17 protein-coding genes and 3 pseudogenes are annotated in these 18102 nt (G+C 58.8%); 13 read left to right on the top strand and 7 right to left on the bottom strand.

Features of this window, described 5'->3' with window-relative positions:
• Positions 1–127: pseudogene (locus A3AY_RS40305) on the bottom strand (YqaA family protein); the annotation flags it as partial.
• Positions 128–330: 203 nt separating this feature from the next.
• On the opposite strand from A3AY_RS40305, the gene A3AY_RS0106395 reads away from it, so the two are divergent.
• The 6 genes from A3AY_RS0106395 to A3AY_RS0106420 all read left to right on the top strand — a co-directional run bounded on the left by A3AY_RS0106395 (position 331) and on the right by A3AY_RS0106420 (position 4668).
• Complete coding sequence (locus A3AY_RS0106395) at positions 331–708, top strand: hypothetical protein (RefSeq protein WP_026203172.1); 378 nt, start codon at positions 331–333, stop codon at positions 706–708.
• Positions 709–798: 90 nt separating this feature from the next.
• Positions 799–1026, top strand: a complete 228-nt coding sequence (locus tag A3AY_RS0106400) for a hypothetical protein (protein ID WP_018324860.1) — start codon at positions 799–801, stop codon at positions 1024–1026.
• A complete protein-coding gene (locus tag A3AY_RS0106405; RefSeq protein ID WP_018324861.1) occupies positions 1023–2486 on the top strand; it encodes a TolC family protein in 1464 nt (487 codons plus the stop codon). Before A3AY_RS0106400 ends, A3AY_RS0106405 begins: the two co-directional genes overlap by 4 nt.
• A 14-nt stretch (positions 2487–2500) precedes the next feature.
• Positions 2501–3850 carry a multicopper oxidase family protein gene (locus A3AY_RS0106410; protein WP_018324862.1) on the top strand — a complete coding sequence of 450 codons (1350 nt, stop codon included), beginning with the start codon at positions 2501–2503 and terminating at the stop codon, positions 3848–3850.
• Between the two features lie 32 nt (positions 3851–3882).
• Positions 3883–4362 (top strand): cupredoxin domain-containing protein, encoded by a 480-nt coding sequence (locus A3AY_RS0106415; RefSeq protein ID WP_026203173.1) that lies wholly within the window; start codon positions 3883–3885, stop codon positions 4360–4362.
• 21 nt (positions 4363–4383) lie between these two features.
• Positions 4384–4668, top strand: coding sequence for a copper-binding protein (locus A3AY_RS0106420; protein WP_018324864.1), 285 nt, complete (start codon positions 4384–4386; stop codon positions 4666–4668).
• A 424-nt stretch (positions 4669–5092) separates the two neighbouring features.
• On the opposite strand, the pseudogene A3AY_RS38925 reads toward A3AY_RS0106420, so the two are convergent.
• Positions 5093–5219: pseudogene (locus tag A3AY_RS38925) on the bottom strand (LysR family transcriptional regulator); the annotation flags it as partial.
• 392 nt (positions 5220–5611) lie between these two features.
• Here A3AY_RS38925 and A3AY_RS41345 point away from each other — a divergent pair.
• From A3AY_RS41345 to A3AY_RS38935, 5 genes and pseudogenes are all read left to right on the top strand, one after another.
• Positions 5612–5662: pseudogene (locus tag A3AY_RS41345) on the top strand (hypothetical protein); the annotation flags it as partial.
• A 16-nt stretch (positions 5663–5678) separates the two neighbouring features.
• Positions 5679–6206, top strand: coding sequence for a calcium-binding protein (locus A3AY_RS39620; protein WP_026203174.1), 528 nt, complete (start codon positions 5679–5681; stop codon positions 6204–6206).
• Positions 6207–6382: 176 nt separating this feature from the next.
• Positions 6383–6754: a VOC family protein gene (locus A3AY_RS0106430; RefSeq protein WP_018324865.1), complete on the top strand. Its 372-nt coding sequence runs from the start codon at positions 6383–6385 to the stop codon at positions 6752–6754.
• A 355-nt stretch (positions 6755–7109) separates the two neighbouring features.
• On the top strand, positions 7110–7415 hold the full coding sequence (locus tag A3AY_RS0106435) for a hypothetical protein (RefSeq protein ID WP_154663252.1): 306 nt from the start codon (positions 7110–7112) through the stop codon (positions 7413–7415).
• A gap of 894 nt (positions 7416–8309) precedes the next feature.
• Complete coding sequence (locus tag A3AY_RS38935) at positions 8310–8462, top strand: hypothetical protein (protein ID WP_018324867.1); 153 nt, start codon at positions 8310–8312, stop codon at positions 8460–8462.
• A 386-nt stretch (positions 8463–8848) separates the two neighbouring features.
• Here the strand turns inward: A3AY_RS38935 and A3AY_RS37410 are convergent, their stop codons facing one another.
• Genes A3AY_RS37410 through ligD form a run of 3 tightly spaced genes read right to left on the bottom strand, consistent with a single transcriptional unit; the run spans position 8849 to position 12735 of the window.
• Positions 8849–9187, bottom strand: coding sequence for a GXWXG domain-containing protein (locus A3AY_RS37410; RefSeq protein WP_420830245.1), 339 nt, complete (start codon positions 9185–9187; stop codon positions 8849–8851).
• Positions 9153–10067, bottom strand: a complete 915-nt coding sequence (locus A3AY_RS0106455; protein WP_018324869.1) for a hypothetical protein — start codon at positions 10065–10067, stop codon at positions 9153–9155. The genes A3AY_RS37410 and A3AY_RS0106455 overlap by 35 nt, the downstream gene beginning before the upstream one ends.
• 31 nt (positions 10068–10098) lie before the next feature.
• Complete coding sequence (ligD, locus tag A3AY_RS0106460) at positions 10099–12735, bottom strand: DNA ligase D (RefSeq protein WP_018324870.1); 2637 nt, start codon at positions 12733–12735, stop codon at positions 10099–10101.
• A gap of 236 nt (positions 12736–12971) precedes the next feature.
• Here ligD and dinB point away from each other — a divergent pair, with 236 nt between their 5' ends.
• Positions 12972–14060: a DNA polymerase IV gene (gene dinB, locus A3AY_RS0106465; RefSeq protein WP_476705524.1), complete on the top strand. Its 1089-nt coding sequence runs from the start codon at positions 12972–12974 to the stop codon at positions 14058–14060.
• A 338-nt stretch (positions 14061–14398) separates the two neighbouring features.
• Positions 14399–15592, top strand: coding sequence for an extracellular catalytic domain type 1 short-chain-length polyhydroxyalkanoate depolymerase (locus A3AY_RS0106470; protein WP_018324872.1), 1194 nt, complete (start codon positions 14399–14401; stop codon positions 15590–15592).
• A gap of 335 nt (positions 15593–15927) precedes the next feature.
• Here the strand turns inward: A3AY_RS0106470 and A3AY_RS0106480 are convergent, their stop codons facing one another.
• Positions 15928–16617: a GntR family transcriptional regulator gene (locus tag A3AY_RS0106480; protein ID WP_018324873.1), complete on the bottom strand. Its 690-nt coding sequence runs from the start codon at positions 16615–16617 to the stop codon at positions 15928–15930.
• A gap of 120 nt (positions 16618–16737) precedes the next feature.
• The gene (locus A3AY_RS0106485; RefSeq protein WP_018324874.1) at positions 16738–18102 is read right to left on the bottom strand and encodes an aspartate aminotransferase family protein; all 1365 of its coding nucleotides are present in this window, start codon (positions 18100–18102) and stop codon (positions 16738–16740) included.

An 18102-nucleotide genomic window follows, 5' to 3' on the forward strand; every position in this document is an offset into this window, starting at 1 on the left:
GTCCCAGCACGGAGAATTTGCCGGAAAGGAGCAAGCCGATGAGCACCGGTTCGGACTGAAATGGCAAAATCGTCGCCGCGCCGAAGGCGACCAGGAAAAGCCCGATATAGGCCGTTAAGCTACTCACTGAATATAACCCGCATATCTCCCATAAATTCCACACTCCCTCTTAGGACCCTGTTGACCNTGCCATCGTTGGAAGCTCTACAAGGTTTCTTCATGATCCATCGGTGGCATGGTTCCTTGTGCAGCGCCACATAAACGACGCGAATCATCGGCTAGATGAAGCTCGCAATTGACAACTTCCGGGCTGATGGTAGTCCTCGGGACATGGGTATGTATCGAATCACATTGGCAAAAATGCTGGTTCTGCTTCGGTTGGTGATCATCGCATCACTGGCTGGATACTCATTGCCCGCTGCTTCGGCAGCAATGCATGGGCCGATGTCGACATCAACGACCGTCCAATCTGACGGCCACCACGAAATGACAAACGGCGAGCACGTCCATGGCGACGAAAGCGTCTCGCCGGATGACATGCAGAAAAATGCGAAGCAGGAGTGCTGTAAGGACTTCTGCGTGAGTTTTGCGATTATCGCCGCGGCCGGTGTGGTCGGCGGACCCGTCGTGTCCTCCATCCGCGAATTCATCGACGACAACCATGTCGTCGGCGAACTCGTGCCGCTGCATCGCCCCCCGAATATCTGAACAGGACACGCCCGTCCTTGCGGGTCTGAACGTGCGTAGGGGGGTGTCATTGCCCACTGCGCCGCTGCCTTCTCCTATTCGGATTACACCATGAAACCTTTATTTCTGGTGGTTGCCCTGCCGCTTTTCGCAAGCGGTTGCGCTGCCACGTTGCCTCCTGAAGTCATTGCTTCCGGCGATCTTGCCGACCTGCCGGTCGATGTTCGCCCCGTCCGCTACCAAAGCCCCGTTTCGGGCTACACGCACCGCGTCCCGGTCGATCCCAAGCCGTGGCGAAACCAGAACGACGCGCAGGCGCCAGACGGAGGCGCGTCATGACGATCAGTAAAATGAAAGTCGTGGCGACTGTTGCGCTCCCGCTTATTCTCGGTGGATGCGTCTCGGCGGCGGAGTATTCCCAGAAGAACTCCGGATTCTCGTCCGTATCCAGCAAAACCGCAGAAGCGACCGGAAAAGACGCGATCTGGATTCAGAACCGCCGCGATGCCCAGGCCGTCTCGGGCAGGGTCAAGACGTTGCTGGCGAGGAAGAGCGTCGACGTCGAGACAGCGGTGCAGGTCGCCCTCCTCAACAACAAGGGCCTCCAGGCAGCCTATGCCGACCTTGGCGACTCGGCTGCAAATGCCTGGCAGTCCACCATGTTGGTGAACCCGACGGTCGAGGTGGGGTTGATCGGCATTGGTACGCCAGGGCTTGAAGCATTCAAGACCGTCGAAGGCGTGATCGCCACCAACCTCCTGGCGCTGGCCACCCATGAACGGAACGTCGAGATCGCCGATACCGAGTTTCGCAAGGCCCAGCTCAACGCGACCCTGGGCACCTTGCAACTGGCCGCTGACACCCGGCGTGCGTGGATCAACGCCGTGGCCGCATGGGAGACGGTTTCCCAACTCAACCAGGCGCAGGCGGCGGCAGACGCGGCCTCGGACCTTGCACAAAAACTCGGCGAAACGGGTGCGCTGACCAAGGGCGGCCAGGCCCGTGAGCACGTCTTCTATGCCGAATTGGCGGGTCAGACGGCAAAGGCCCGGCTAGAGGCCCGCCTCGCGAAAGAAGAGCTGACACGGCTCATGGGACTTTGGGGATCGGACATCGATTACCAGATTCCCAATCGCCTGGCACAGCTTCCGAAGGGTTTGATCAAGCGAGACCTAATCGAGGCGGAGGCCCTGCAACGGCGCGTTGACCTGCAGATGGCCAAGCTCGATCTCGAAGCCAAGGCCAAGTCCTACAACCTAACGGAAGCGACGCGGTATGTGACCGACCTCGAAATCCTGACGGGGTTCGAGACTGAACGTGAATTGGAGGACGGCGAGAAGAACGTCGACACGACCGGCAACGTCGCGCTGGAGTTCGTCATCCCGATCTTCGACAGCGGCAAGGCCCGAATGCGGAAAGGCGAGCTGGCCTACATGCGCGCTGCCAATCTGCTCGCAGAGAAAGCGGTGAACGTCCGCTCGGAGGCGCGGTCCGCCTACCAGGCCTATCGCTCGAACTACGATATCGCCCGACACTACCGTAACAGCGTTGTACCGCTGCGGACGAAGATCGAGGAAGAGTCCCTCCTCACCTACAATGGCATGATCACCAACACGTTCGAACTGCTCGCCGACAGCCGAGAGAAGGTCAACTCGATCCTCCTCGCCGTCAATGCAAAACGCGATTTCTGGCTGGCCGAAGCCAATCTCGCGCCTGCCATTTATGGCGGCGGCGCGGGAGCAGCCGGTGGCGAAACGGAAGTCGCGGCGGCTGCCGAAAGCGGCGGCGGTGGTCACTAGGAAAGGACACAGACATGTTCAACAGAAGACAGATACTCGGTGCGAGCGCTGCCCTGGTTTCGACCGCCGCCTGGGCGAAGACCTCCAACATGGGTCTGCCTGAGGCTGCCATCATGGAAACCGCCGAGACGCAGACACCTGTCCGGCCCTCATCGGGGCCGGATTACACCCCGGTCGTAACTCTGAACGGCTGGACGCTACCGCATCGGATGAACAACGGCGTCAAGGAATTCCACCTTGTTGCGGAGCCCGTTGAGCGTGAAATGGCTGAAGGCATGACAGCCCACCTCTGGGGCTACAACGGCCAGTCGCCGGGACCGACCATCGAGGCGGTCGAAGGCGACCGGGTCCGCATCTTCGTCACCAACAAGCTGCCGGAACACACCACCATCCACTGGCACGGCATGATCCTGCCGTCCGGGATGGATGGCGTCGGGGGGCTGTCGCAACCGCACATCCCCGTCGGCAAGACCTTCGTCTACGAGTTCGATCTCGTGAAATCGGGCACCTTCATGTACCACCCGCATTCGGACGAAATGGTTCAGATGGCCATGGGCATGATGGGGATGTTCATCATCCACCCGAAGGACGAGAAGTTCATGCCGGTCGACCGGGACTTCGTATTCCTGCTGAGCGCCTACGACATCGATCCCGGCACATACGTTCCGCGCATCATGGAAATGACGGACTTCAACCTCTGGGCCTGGAACAGCCGCATCTTCCCAGACATCAGCCCGCTTGTGGTCTCCAAGGATGACAGGGTGAGGGTCCGGGTGGGCAATCTCACCATGACCAACCATCCGATCCACATGCACGGCTACGACTTCGAGGTCACCTGCACGGACGGCGGCTGGGTGCGGCCGGAAGCCCGCTGGCCGGAAGTCAGCATCGACATTCCGGTCGGCGCGATGCGGGCCTACGAGTTCGACGCCAAATACGTCGGTGACTGGGCGATCCATTGCCACAAGTCGCACCATACGATGAACGCCATGGGGCACGACATCCCGACATTTATCGGCGTCGACAAGAAACAGGTCACGGAAAAGATCAGGAAACTACGGCCTGAATACATGCCGATGGGGACCGCCGGTATGGCCGACATGGGCGAGATGGAAATGGAAATTCCGGAGAACACCGTTGCGATGATGACTGGATGGGGACCGCATGGTCCCATCGAGATGGGCGGCATGTTCTCTGTCGTCAAGGTCCGAGAGGGGATCGCGGCCGACGACTACACCGATCCCGGCTGGTACGAAAACCCACCCGGCACGCAAGCCTGGGAGTGGACGGGTGAACTTCCCGACACGACCAAGGCCAAGGATGCCAAAACCCAGATCACGCCCAAGCCCATGAAGCACGGCTGATCTCATCTTCCAACCAACCAAAGGACTGAATCATGAAGACTGCAATTATCGCATTATTCCTCGCGGCGCTCGCTTCCCCTGCCCTTGCCTCCGGTTCACACGCTGGTGGTCACGGCGAGGCCATGGCTGTCGGTGAGCCCGGCAAGAAGGCTCAGGCCACCCAGACCGTCCGCGTGTCCATGAAGGAGACGGACGACGGCAAGATGATCTTCACGCCGAACACCTTCAAGGTCCGCAAAGGTCAGACCATCGTCTTCTCCATCAAGAACGCGGGCGAACTGGACCACGAGTTCGTGCTCGACCAGGAAGACAAGATCATGGAGCACAAGGCCGTGATGGAGAAGTTCCCGGAAATGGAACACGACGATCCGAACGCGATCCGTCTGGCTGCCGGAAAGTCGGGCGAGATAGTCTGGAAGTTCACCAACGACGGGACGTTCAAGATCGCCTGCCTCGTTCCCGGCCACTACGACGCCGGAATGCATGGCGACGTCACCGTGGCCAAGAAGTGATCCCAACAAGGAGATAAGACAATGAGATCAGTTTTCGCACTTGCAGCGACCACCTTGGTTGCAACCGCCCTCGCCTCCGGCGCTTTCGCGGCGGAATTCACCAAGGGCACCGTCAAGAAAGTCGACGCCAAGGCAAAGAAAGTCACACTCATTCATGAGGAACTGAAGGACCTTGAAATGCCTGCCATGACGATGGTGTTCCGCGTTAAAGACGACGCGATGCTTCAAAAGCTCAAGGAAGGCGCGAGCATCGAGTTCGTCGCAGAGCGCGTCGAGGGCAAGCTGACCGTCACGGAAATCAAGTAGTCCGATATCGTCGGATAATGCACGCGGCGTCTAACGGCCGCGTGCGACACCCCCATTTACCGAGAGAAAGCGGCCTCGGTCGACCGCCAGATCTCGGAACCCAACTCCCCTTTAAGCGACGAGCATGACATCTTCACTCAGCGCCCATTGGACGCCGCGCGGGAAATCCGTTCAGTTCTTTCGCGATTTGTCGCTTTCGCATCCACTCGCCAATCTCCTGTTTGGTGGCAGCGGGGGGCAAAAATCGGACTACAGACTGCTATCATACGAAGATTAAGCATCCCACAGGGTGACGAAATTCACCTGAGAATCGGTCTTTCATCGACTTAAACAGCTTCGAACTAGCGGCCCGTTGGTGGTCAATGGAGCCTGTTGAAAAGCAGGCCCGTTGGGCGCAGGAATATCCCTTTTCAAAACAAGTCTTTCATTCGATTTCCGAGATAAATACTAGGATCTGTTGCCCGGAGAATTTCGAAAACGAGGCGGATTCTTGGCGGCAGCGCTTGATACGGAGGGCAATACAATGTCAACCATAAATCCGGCGTTATCCAGGACATGCTTAGTGTAGCGTGGCTCGCGGTCGGTCGGATAGCTCCTTCGATATCAGGCCGCTAAGGGCAACTAGAATTTCTTCAGTTGACCAGCCACAGCTGACTGCTTGGTCGACGATCTGGTGAAACGTGTCTTCCAGAGACTCCTGGCATTCCGCCAGGCGCTCTGCCGAGAGTACAATTTGGCGCGGTTCGGATCTCATCACGTCAGTTCCTCGCGTTCCCAGCCTAACCCCTTCGGTCAGCAATTGTTCCTATGCTCAAACCACGAATAACATGGATAATCGTCGGGCTTTATTGGCGATGCTGAGCTGGAGCATTTCCCGATCAATTTCGAAAGTATCACCGGCAGCGATCATGCCGACAGACTGACGGGCGACAGCGGTAACAGCATGCTCTTCGGCGGGGCCGGCAGCGACTTGATCCAGGGAGGCACGGGTGCCGACACGCTGATCGGTGGTGAGGGCACGGACCGACTACAGCGGGTCTTTGGCTGCGGTCCAGCTTGTTCTTGGTGGCGCGTCTTCCGGTGGAGACGCTGCAGGCGACCAACTGTCGCAGTTCGAGAACCCGAACGGCTCCGCGTTCGACGACATCTTGCTCGGTGACGCCGCCGTCAACGCGTTGAACGGTGGGAGGGGCAACGACATCTTGGTCGGCGGTGCCGGCGCCGACGTTGTCGACGGCGGCACAGGCTTGGATGTCGCCTCCTACTCCAACGCCACTGCCGGGCCAAGCGTCCATCTGACCAATACGGCAGCCAACACAGGTGATGCCCGAGGCGACGCCTTTATCTCGATTGACCAGTTGAGGGGCTCCGCCTTCGCCGACGCCTTGACCGCGGATGCCGAACGGCGGCGAGGGCATGGGGCGGCTGCAATGCACGAACGAATACAAGCTCAAGCCGATCGACAGCGGCGGCAACGCCATCTCGGGCTAGTGCGGGCGACGACCTACTTCTGGGTGGCGCGGGTGCTAACGCGCTGAACGGTAGGGTATTCCCCAGCTTCAGTGGCGGTAGGGAGGGACTGCTAGAAATCCTTGTACCCGTTTAGCGCCCGCCCTGGAAGACTTGGCGAACGCCGTCAACCAGTGGGTTGACCGATGGTCCCTCGCTGGTGAGTATGGCCGCGACGTTATGCTCGCACACTTCAGGAGAACTCATGTTTGACCACGTCGCATTCGGAGTTAGCGACTATGCAGCGAGCAAAACGTTTTTTCTCAAGGCACTCGAACCGCTCGGCGTAGCTGTTGTTCTGGAGGGGCCTCTCGGTGTCGAGCTTAGCCCAAAGGGTGGTGAGGCGTCATTGTGCATGTGCCAGACCGAGGAGAAGCCGGCGCATCTTCACTTAGCGTTCACCGCGCAGAACCGCCAGCAAGTCGAAGCTTTCTATCGCGCGGCTCTGGAGGCGGGTGGCAGAGACAATGGAGCGCCTGGTCTGCGCCCGCACTACCATGCGAACTACTATGCGGCTTTCGTTATTGGTCCGGACGGGCACAACATCGAAGTGGTTTGCCACAAACCCGAGGCCTAACTCTTCCAAAAAGGCTCATAAAATGGTTCGCCACTACAGCGAGCGTCAGGCGTGCCCTAATCAAAGCCAGCGCATGCGGGGCGGCATTTTTCTCGCGTTCCGTCGCGAGGCAAGGATCGTCATCGACCTGTCACAAACAAGGTTCACGTGCGAGATTTAGGAATAAAGTCGCTAGGCACGTGTTAGGCCTCGAATTTGGCTGGGTCCGCTGCTTGGTAAGCGCCGTCAGCGCGCTCACGTTTGCATCGGAAGACGTAGACCCTGATCGGGTCACTCAAAAGCTCAGAGATTTCGCGTGGCGCCAGATTTCCCCATGCGTCTTCGGGCGCCCCGCCCGATGAACCGGGCGCGGTGCATGGAACATTCGACAGCATTGGAAGTTCAACATTCGAAGGAGAATGCTGCGATGATTGAAGGGGTCGAACATTCCGCCAGTGGGCCGGATCGGGAAGTCGAGTGCCAAGCAGACATGGAGCGGCTGATGCGGCAAATCATCACCGAGGCGAACATGCAGGGATGGGGTTCGATTGAAGCATTGAACGCCATGGAGGTTGTGCTGAGAAAGCTCCATTTAACCTACGCCGAGGATCCAGGGCCAGGAAGCGCACCGCTCGTAAGCGAGCTGGATCCCTCCAGTGACGCGAACAATGGAGCTCCCTAGCGCTCCTTTCCTCCAACAGGGCTGCTGCGGTCTCTGCGCCGTTAAAGGGCCTGCGGAAATTCGAGACGTCGACGAGAACCATCCGACCGAACCGCCAATACGCGACCATCCCCGATTTCCAACGGTTTCCGGCTAACCTCGGCTAGAAAGTACGGATACCAAGCACTTCCGAAGTCGGCCGACGCGCCCGAAACTCCGTTGGAAGGCGCGCACTGCGGGCGTTGCTAACTAGGATCAGCAGTTCTATAGCTGGGATTTAGCCGGCCAACATGAATACGGCCGCCCAGAATAGGCAGGACAGTTCACCTGCGACCAAAAATCCAATGATGGGGTCGTTCATGAGATCCTCCTCGGGCAACCTCCATTGCCCTGTGGCGACTTTAAGGCACGTCAGCAGTCTGCGCTACCCCTGATTTTAAGCGCCGACCGCCTTCGACGGACACTCGAAGCCTGTCACGTTGCGCACACGAGCATTTCCACTCCATTTGATTTTTGACAGTTCACAACGGTTCCGGCCCGCGTCTCCCAGTCCGATCACGGTAGCCAAGCGCCCTGGACAGCGGCGTGAAGCCGGAAACCATCAAATGCTGGGACTGAACACCTAGCCCCAGACTGTTGTGCGCAGGAATTTGCAACTGAGCCTTCGGGCAAATGAGTGGGGTGAGAGTGAAGTCCATCACGGCGCTTTTCACGCGCCAGACGATGGTGAATGGACTTTTGTATAAGCACACACTAAATTTTGATCCGCTGTTACCTAGGCTGAAACCGGAACGGCACTCATAGCGATTGTATTTTTGCATCCATTATTGAGCGGATTTTTAGGCTTCTTGCTTAGAGGCTGAGCTGAACCCGTCACTCTACTGTGACGGGTTTTCTTTCCTTCGTTGTTTCCGGATGCGCCTGCTCGAGATTATTGCGGCCAAGAAGGAGACATTGAAGCCGCAGAAGGGCAAGGGCAAGACAGTGTTTTCGTCGTCGCCGAGCAATGTCGTCAACATCATGGATACCTTGTGCTCGAGCGCATTGAGCCGTGCCTGGCGCTTCTGAAGCCGGTCTCGCCAAACGGCCCGGAATGGGCGTAAGAACGGAAATGGTTCTCAGTATGACGCTACCGTGTTTTGTAAAAACCCGGCCCGATAAAGGAACAGGGCGCTCGACCCTTGCGGGGAGCGCCCTGTCTGGACCCGGACGACCGCGCGGCAGACAAGCTGCTCGGCAGGCGATCATCGATACGGGTGATGACCGATAGATGATGACCGGCTGCTCGGATTTCAAGGACTCTCGACGTGCTCGAGTTCGAAGAAATAAATCCGCCCGTCGCCTTGATGGTCATCGCACCCATGATTCACTCCTCATCAATCCGTCGGAATGATCGACAATGGATTGATCGTCATATCCAGGGCCGCGCTCTCGACGCCGCCGAACACGGTTGTCTACACGGACGCGACCGAACTCTCGCGCAAAGACGACGCTGGAGAAAACAGGTTTCGGGCGACTCGCATCCTGCCGCCTTCGTGAAAACGCAACGCAAGCCGAAGCGGGATCCCGACGGCAGCCAACCTCCGGTCTCCCGATCGAAACAGTAAGACACCGGCGCGTATGTCCGACGTGAACCGTTTGCCGAACGAGCCGAGATTTTCCAGCACACGGTCGAATGGATGCCCCGCCGGGATGCCGCGTCCGTTCCAAAGTCCGACCACCTCGCGCGGCGCGACGGGCGGCAGGCTTCGGAACTCCTCAAGCGCTGCCTGCTGGTCTTTCACCGGAAGCATCTTTCTTGTCCCTACGCTCTCTGGCCCGTTGCCTGGATTTGGCAACGCGCCGCGCGATCCGCAGTTCCTCCAGCGTCGGCATCCACCAGCCCCTTTTGAGCTCGCGCTCGTTCGGCGACGTTCGTGCGGGCCAGGTCGTTACCAGTTCTTCGAGTGAACCAGATCGCCAGGAGGCCCAGACATATTCCTCACCATATGCGGTAGGGAAGTAGAACGCGCTGACTGTCGCTGGGTCGGCCAGCTCACCATCCGTGCCCATGAAGAAGACGATGCCGACATGCGTGCCGACCGCGCGCTCGAAGGGCGGAGCATCATCGGCAGGGACAGGATATCGCTTCCGCCGGCGCTCCCTTATCCTCGCCTTGGATGCGTCGTCTTCTTGCGTTCCCTTGATCGCTTCGCGCCGGGCCTGCCGTGCTTCCGGCTCACTACGGCCCGCCGCCGCCTCGATCGTTGGCCATCGCTTCCGGAGTTCATCGAACGAGCGGTAAGGGACGGTCCATAGCCGGCGATCGGCGTCCCAGCGTGCATACGGAATTTCCCGGACCTCGTTGACGACCGTGCGTGAATAGGGTGTCTGGATCTGCAACGTGGCGGGCGTCGCCTCGAGATAGCGACTTTCAATCGGATCAAAGGCGAACGCGTCCCTGCCCTTCTCATCAGCGAATCTATCGGCTTCTGCCTCCACCTCGGCCAGCCAACGGCTGATGCGCTTCTCGGCAGTGCGGCCCGGCACGAACCACGCATTCAGCCGGTCGCTCCAGCGGGCACGCGGGAACGCCTCCCGAAACCGTGCGACTGTTGTTCGGTCATGCGGCAGGTCGGTCGTGGCGCCGATACGCGCGGGTGAGCCAGACTCGTGTTTCGCTTCTTCATCCATCGGTCATGGTCCGGGCAAGTACCCCCGGTTCTCACGCGGCCCGTTTTGATTTCCCGAGGCGCTTGATCGCCTGTTCGAGGGGACGCTCGCCGTCCCAATAGTCCTGCCAGGCAGTGATTTTTGCAAGCAGCGCCGGCACGGTCCGGACGGTGAACCGCCTCGGGTCGAGATCGGACTTTACCTGCGTCCAGTTGAGCGGCATCGACACTGTGGCGCCGGGCCGCGCCCGCGGCGAGAGCGGCGCCACGGCGGTTGCCATACGGTCATTGCGCAGATAGTCGAGGAAGATTCTGCCGCTGCGAAGGCTCTTGCTCATCTTGATGAGATAGCGGTCGGGATTGTCGCGTGCCATCTCAAGGCAGACATCATGCGCGAATCCCTTGGCCTCCGCCCATGACAGAGGCTTGCGCTTGTTGAGGGCGAACGGCGTGACAACATGCAGCCCTTTGCCACCCGTGGTCTTGCAGAAGCTGACGAGGCCGAGTGCGTCGAGGCGATCGCGCATCTCGCGCGCGGCCGCGACTACAGCAACAAACGGCACGTCGGGACCAGGATCGAGATCGAACACCAGACGGCCGGGCACTTCCGGCTTGCCTGGTTCGCAGTTCCACGGATGCAATTCGATACCGCCGATCTGGGCGATCGCAGCCAGTCCCTCGATCCGGTCGATCTGAAGGTAGGGCTTCTTGTCACCGAAGACTTTTACCAGTTCGAGCAGGTTGGACGTGCCGGGCATCGCATGCCGCTGGAAAAACTGCTCGCCGCCAATACCATCAGGCGCTCGAATGATCGAGCATGGGCGCCCTCTGATGTGATCGATGAGCCAGGTGCCAACGGCCTCATGATAGCGGGCAAGGTCTTCCTTTGTGACCGGTTCGCCATCACCGGCGTCCGGCCAGAGTGGCTTGTCGGGACTGGAGATGAGGACGCCCATGACCTCTGCCTTGCCCCCTTTGCGGCGGGCAGCTTTGTGTTTGGCGGTCGCGACCGGTTCAGCGGTATCGGTCTTGGCGGGCGACGCCGGTTTCCCGGCTTCAACCTCTTTCGCCAGTTTGTCCCCACGCAGTCCTTTGAAGGACGCCTGACGGACAAGGCCGTCAGCGGTCCAACCTTCGAATTCGATCTCGGCGACAAGCTCGGGCTTCACCCAGGCCACTTCCGCCTGCTTCTTCGGAGCACCTATGCCAGTGAAGGGCGATCTCGTCGTCTCGAGCGCCTTGAGTTTCGGAAGCAACATCTCGACTTTCTTGGCGGCGTAGCCGGTTCCGACACGGCCGACATAGACAAAGTGATCGCCGCGGGGAACGCCGACCAGGAGAGATCGAAACTTGCCGTTGTTCCTTGCATAGCCACCGATCACGACCTCATGGCCGGCCCGGCATTTGGCCTTCGCCCAGGTGTCGGTGCGGCCCGACCGGTAGAGCGCATCCATCTGCTTGGAGACAATACCTTCAAGCGACAGCTTGCAGGCGGAGCGCAGCACCGCGTCACCGCCGGATTCAAAGTGATCGACGTAGCGAATACGCGGATCGTCGCTCCCGGCAGCGAGGAAGTCTTCGAGCCGCTTCTTCCGCTCGACTAGTCGCATCGACCGCAGGTCCTCGCCGCCATCGAAGAGCAGGTCGAAGGCGAAGTAGACAAGGTTACCGGTCTTCCCTTCCGAGAGCGCGGCTTGAAGTGCTGCGAAATCGGGTGCGCCATTGTTGTCGAGGGCGCAGATTTCGCCATCGATGATGCAATCGGGCAATTCGGATGCAACATCGGCGATCTCTGGATATCTCGCGGTCCAGTCGAGACCCCTGCGCGTCTTCAGCGTCACCTTGTGCCCGGCAGCGCGCATCTGCATCCGATAGCCGTCGAACTTGATCTCGTGTAGCCAGTCGTCACCGGTCGGCGGCCGGGAAACCGTCTCGCAGAGCTGCGGCTCGATAAAATCCGGCAAGTCGACTGCGGTGGAGGTCGCGACATTCTTGCGAGGCCTCTTCTTGCGCTCGTCGGCCGCCAGACCATGCTTGCTGTCCCAGACGGCATCCGCCTCGACATCCGCATGCGCCATCATGAACGGTCGTGGCTTGCGGCCCTTGCCCTCGGCGATTTGCTCCATGCTGCGGCCGGAGGCGACGGAGGTCATATTTTCCTCCACGATCGCCGCGCCGTTCTCCTCGAGGGAATAATTGTCATGATGCTTGATGAGCAGCCAGTTGGTCCGCTTGCCGCCATCGCGATCATTGCGCATTCGGACCAGCACGAAGCTGCCATGCAGCCGCTTGCCATCGAGCGTGAACTTGAAGTCGCCTTTCCTCAAGGCCTCTTCTGGCGACTTGCTGCCTTCCGGCTTCCAATAGCCGCGATCCCACAACATCACCGTGCCGCCGCCATATTGGCCCTTTGGGATCGTTCCTTCGAAGTCGCCATACTCGAGAGGATGATCCTCGACTTCGACCGCCAGGCGTTTGTCATGCGGATCAAGCGAGGGGCCCTTGGTCACCGCCCAGGACTTGAACACGCCGTCGAGTTCAAGCCGCAGATCATAGTGAAGCCGTGTGGCGTCGTGCTTCTGGATCACGAACCGCCTTCGGTTCGACGGCTTGACCTGAGCCAGACCGCTCGGTTCGCTGGTTTTCTTGAAATCGCGCTTAGCGCGGTATTTTGAAAGATTGTCAGCCATTGGTTTCGCGGATCCTTTCCATGGTCCGAGGAGCGACGCCGGCATCTGCCTCCCGATCGTCGATGTTCACACGAGAGAACGCCTTCGGCGGCCCGTGGTTTCCTGGGCGCGGGCATGGGAACCGGTCGAACAGTTGATATCGCGGCAGAGGCTGATATGTTCTCTATTTGTTTCGGTACGGATTCTGCGGATGATCCGCCGATCCCATCGCCATCGCTGAAGTCGCCATGAAAGAAATGAGCCCGACCCCTATACGCAAGATCGTCCATGTGGATATGGACGCCTTCTATGCGTCGGTCGAGCAGCGCGATAACCCCGATTTGCGCGGCAAACCTATTGCCGTCGGCGGCTCCGCCGCGCGCGGCGTCGTGGCGGCCGCGAGCTACGAGGCGCGCGCCTATGGCGTTTATTCGGCAATGCCGTCGGTCACCGCCAAACGAAAGTGCCCGGACCTGATTTTCGTGCCTCCGCGCTTCGACGTCTACAAGGCAGTATCCCAGCAGATCCGCGAGATCTTTGCGGAATACACGCCGCTGATCGAGCCGCTATCGCTTGACGAAGCCTATCTCGATGTCACCGAGAACCTGAAAGGCATGGAGATCGCCACCGAGATCGCGCTGGAAATCCGTGCCAGGATCAAGGCCGTCACCGGCCTCAACGCATCGGCCGGTATTTCCTACAACAAGTTCCTCGCCAAGATGGCTAGCGACCTCAACAAACCCAACGGCCAGGCGGTCATCACGCCGAAGAACGGACCGGCCTTCGTCGAGGCCCTTCCCGTCAAGAAGTTCCATGGTGTCGGTCCGGCCACTGCCGAGCGCATGCGCAAATATGGGATCGAGACCGGGCTCGATCTGAAATCGAAGTCGCTCGCTTTTCTGCAGGAGCATTTCGGCAAGTCCGGTCCGTATTTCTATGGCATCGCCCGTGGCGTCGACGAGCGCCAAGTGAAACCCGATCGGATCCGCAAGTCGGTGGGGGCAGAGGACACCTTTGTCGAGGACATTGCCGATCTCGACCTGGCGATCGCGGAGCTCAAACTCCTTGCCGAAAAGGTCTGGCGCTACTGCGAAGGGCAAGGCATCAGCGGCAAGACGGTAACCGTGAAAATCAAATACTCGGATTTCACTCAGGCGACGCGGAGCCGGACCGGGTCAGTAGCATTTGCGGGTATTCGTGACGTCCTTGCTGCAGCGTCGGACCTCTTGGCGACCGTCTATCCGTTCAAGCGGCCAGTGCGGCTGCTCGGCGTCACGCTTTCAACGCTGACGGCTTCCAAAACCGGCGATCCACAACCACAGTCTCAACTTGATCTCGGGCTCTGACCGGCCATCTCCCTGAAATAGGAAAGCCTGCCGCGGGAGGAGGTGCGGCAGGCTTTCCTAAAAGAACCGAACAGCGGGGAGGAGGAGTGCCGCTGTTCAACAGACGTCCCTTCGGGAGGAGGAACGGGCCGTCTGAAACTCGAAGCGTTGCGGGAGGAGGAGCATCGCTTCGATAAAAGTAGTCATACTCGGACCGGCGCCATCCCGCCAGCGTCTATGTTGCACTGCAGCTATGCATTTCCCGCAACAATCCGCGGGACACGTGGGTATTCATGCCTGATGTTGTCGGCGGCTCGGTCCTTCCAATGGAATTCCAGGGACGGTAACGCCTCAGAAGAATGCGCACCTGCGAATTAATCAGCGGAATTCCATTGTGCGGCGCAGCAATCATCACCACATCAACAGTTCAGGCCCAATTGGCGGCCAAGGAGACGGCAGTGCTCGACAAGTCCCCACAAAATCACCGCCTGGTCGAGGTCGCCGGGTTTGGCTCCAATCCGGGATCATTGAGGGCGTGGCTGTATCTGCCTTCCATCATGGCCCCAGGCACCCCGCTTGTGGTTGCGCTGCATGGCTGCACGCAGACGGCGCGGGGCTACGCAACGGGATCCGGCTGGTCTCAACTCGCGGAGCGACGCGGATTCGCGGTGCTTTATCCGGAGCAGCAGCGATCGAATAATGCCAACCTCTGCTTCAACTGGTTCGAGCCCGGCGATATCAGGCGAGATGCGGGAGAGGCATTGTCCATCCGGCAGATGACCAGCCATCTCGTTCAGTCGCAGGGCATCGATCCCAACCGCATCTTTGTCACGGGCCTTTCAGCAGGCGGTGCGATGGCGAATGTCATGCTGGCGACCTATCCCGACATATTTGCGGGCGGCGCAATCATCAGTGGGCTACCCTATGGCGTGGCAGGCACAATCCCGGAGGCGTTCGAGCGTATGCAAGGCCGCAATCCGCCGGCTATCTCCAGGCTCCAATCCGTTCTCAAGAGCGCATCAAACCACCGCGGGCCCTGGCCTTCGGTTTCGATCTGGCACGGCACGCATGACCAGACAGTCCGACCCAGGAATGCGGACCAGATCATCAAGCAATGGAGTGGTGTTCACGCCCTAGCTACCGAGCCGACTCGGAGCGAGTTGATACACGGCCATACCCGGAAAGTTTGGCTAGACGCGGAAGGCAGGCAGGTCGTCGAAACCTACTTCGTCAAAGGCATGGGCCACGGCGTGCCTTTGTCGACGAACAGCGATGTTCCGATCGGGAGAGCCGGACCGCATATGCTTGAGACAGGGATTTCCTCAACCGTGCGTATCGCACGTTCATGGGGTCTGACCACGGAGGCGGACGTCGAGGAGGCCGAGGCATGCGACAATTCTCTCCGCCGAGAAGAACCCGATTTGCCGTCATCCACGATAGAAAGGACGTTGCGCTACGCTAGGTCGCGATCGAATACCGCTGGCACCGCTTCGGACGGTAAGATCGCGAAGGTCATAAACGATGCGCTTCGGGCCGCGGGTCTAATGCGGTAAGTAGATAGGCGCAAGGAGCATGATGAACTTTTTGCGAACACAATCTGCCTCTATATGCCTGCACATCGGCCTTGCTGTGAGCGTCTGAGGATGTTCGCGGGGCCGCAAGTCGCTTGAGACTTTTGACCACGGATGTACTGGCACTGGAATTGAAGTGATGTGAGGAAGGTCGGCCCGGCCTTTTTTGTTGCCTGCCGATCTGCTGCAAGACGGGAACCACCATTTCGGACCCCGCACTTGGAAGCGTTGGTTTGGTGTCCAGCATCGCTGCCTTGATGCTGCCCAACAGAGTTCTCAGCGTCGGCTGGGCCGCCGTGCACTAATTCGGCATGACGTCAGGGAGTGTGCTGCAGCAGCTTAGTCTGCAAGTCTGTCCAGTGCTCTTGGAATGCAGCTCTTGCTTTCTCGTAGTGGCGATTGCGCAAACTATTGATGAGCCGCTCGTGTTCTTCCGCCATCTCCCCTGGCTCGCTATAAAAATCCTGCCGCTGCACAAGAAGTAACTCGATCTCACTTTCAAGGGTTGCGTACATCCTTCTCAGACGAACGCTTCCGCTTGCATCTATGATAGATCGATGGAAGTCGCGATCAGCGGCAACAAGTGTGGATTTGTCGGAGGAAAGTTTCGAACTACGCATCACCTTCACGGCATCGAGCGCTTGTTGGGGAATCAACCCTGTGAACACGATCATGCGTACCGCCTCCCCCTCAATTGCTCCGCGCATCCGAGTGATGTCGACGATGTCGTCGGGACCAAAATCGGGAAGAACAAATCCACGATTTGGTATCTGTCTCAGCAGTCCTTCGTTGACCAACGCTTGTGCAGCGGCGCGAAAAGTATGCCTTGATGTGGAATGCTCCTCACACATCTTCGCATCGCGAAGAAACTCTCCAGGACGGAATTCGCCGGAAAGTATGCGTTTCCTCACAGCTGACGAAAGCGCTTCTACAGCGGTCAGGGTGTGGGACCCGCTTAAAGCGTCTGTCTCATGTTGCTCGACTGTTATGTCTCTTCGTGACGACATGGGGACCCTGAGTATCTTCCTGACTACCTTTTGTTCAACACCGCCGTCATATACACGACAAGCGCAGTGTGGAAGCATTTCGACTGTCCGACGAGCACGCGTTACGATCGGCAGCGCGACTTAGACGGCGGCGAGGGCTTGGTCGATGCCTTCGAGCAGCCGTCCGGCGTGCTCGCTTGTGAAAACCAGCGGTGGTCTAATCTTGAGGATGTGTGCATCCGCACCTGTGGCCGAAATAAGAATTCTTCGATCTCTGAGCCCGTTTACAACTGCGAGCGCGCGATCCATATCAGGTATCTTAAGATCTCGATCCTTGACTAGTTCAACACCGAAATAAAGACCGGTGCCTCGAACATCACCGACGAACTCGTACTTCTTTTGAAGGTCGTTCAGCCCCTCCAGAATTTGGCTTCCTATCTTAGAAGCATTCTGCATCAGATGTTCTTCGATGATAGTGTCCAGCACCGCCTTTGCTGCGGCAATGGCTACGCTATTTCCACCAAAGGTGTTGAAATAGCGCATGCTCGCTCCGAATTCTGAGACAAGTTCGGGGCGCAGTACCACGCCCGCTACAGGATAGCCGTTGCCCATAGGTTTGCCCATGGTGACAATATCGGGTTGGACGGAATGTCGGGCATGCCCCCAAAGGTGCGTCCCTGTCCGCCCAAATCCAGATTGGACCTCGTCGGCTATGAAGAGCCCACCCGCCCTGCGAACGACTTCGGCAACTGGAGCGAGAACGTCTACAGGGTCAACATACAGTCCATCCGAAGAGAAAGCCGAGTCTGCGATAAAGGCAGCGAAACCACCCCCGTGGCGTTCGATATCGGCGATCTGGCGTGTAACATCTTCCGCCATCCTCCTGCCGATCTCTGCGACAGGCAGACGGTACGAGTCCGGCGCGGCAACTGTTCGGACATACGGATCAAGCGTGGATTTCTTTCCCAGCGACGGAGAGATCGCCGCGACCGCTCCGCTATTGCCATGGTACGCTTCGGCGGTGACAATGATGCCTGTTTTTCCCGTGAAGAAGCGAGCTACCCGCAATGCGAGGTCATTTGCCTCGGACCCCGTGCATGTAAACATGGCGCAACCAGTTCTTCCGAGCTCTCCGCCGAATGTGCGGATTAACATTTCCGCATAATCGAGAAGTTGATTCTGCATATAGCGGGTGTGGGTGCACAGCGTTCCAAGCTGATCCTGGATTGCGTGGACAACGCGCGGATGCGAATGCCCCAAGGAAGCAACGTTGTTATAGGCATCGAGATATTCGTTGCCGTGTTTGTCATAGAGAAATACGCCTTTAGCCCGGGAGATCTCGACCGGGGATCTGTAAAATAGCCGGTACGCCGGGCCCAAAAGGCGCTGGCGACGTGCGATATGGTCGAGATCGTCCGCAGTCAGGTGGGACGTGTCGTTTGGATTAAAGCCGTTCGCCATATCACCGCGGAAGCCTGTCGGGACAGTTTTGTTGTGCTGACGCAT

It is taken from the genome of Rhizobium giardinii bv. giardinii H152 (genome assembly GCF_000379605.1).
In the GTDB taxonomy this organism is placed as follows: Bacteria; Pseudomonadota; Alphaproteobacteria; order Rhizobiales; family Rhizobiaceae; genus Pararhizobium; species Pararhizobium giardinii.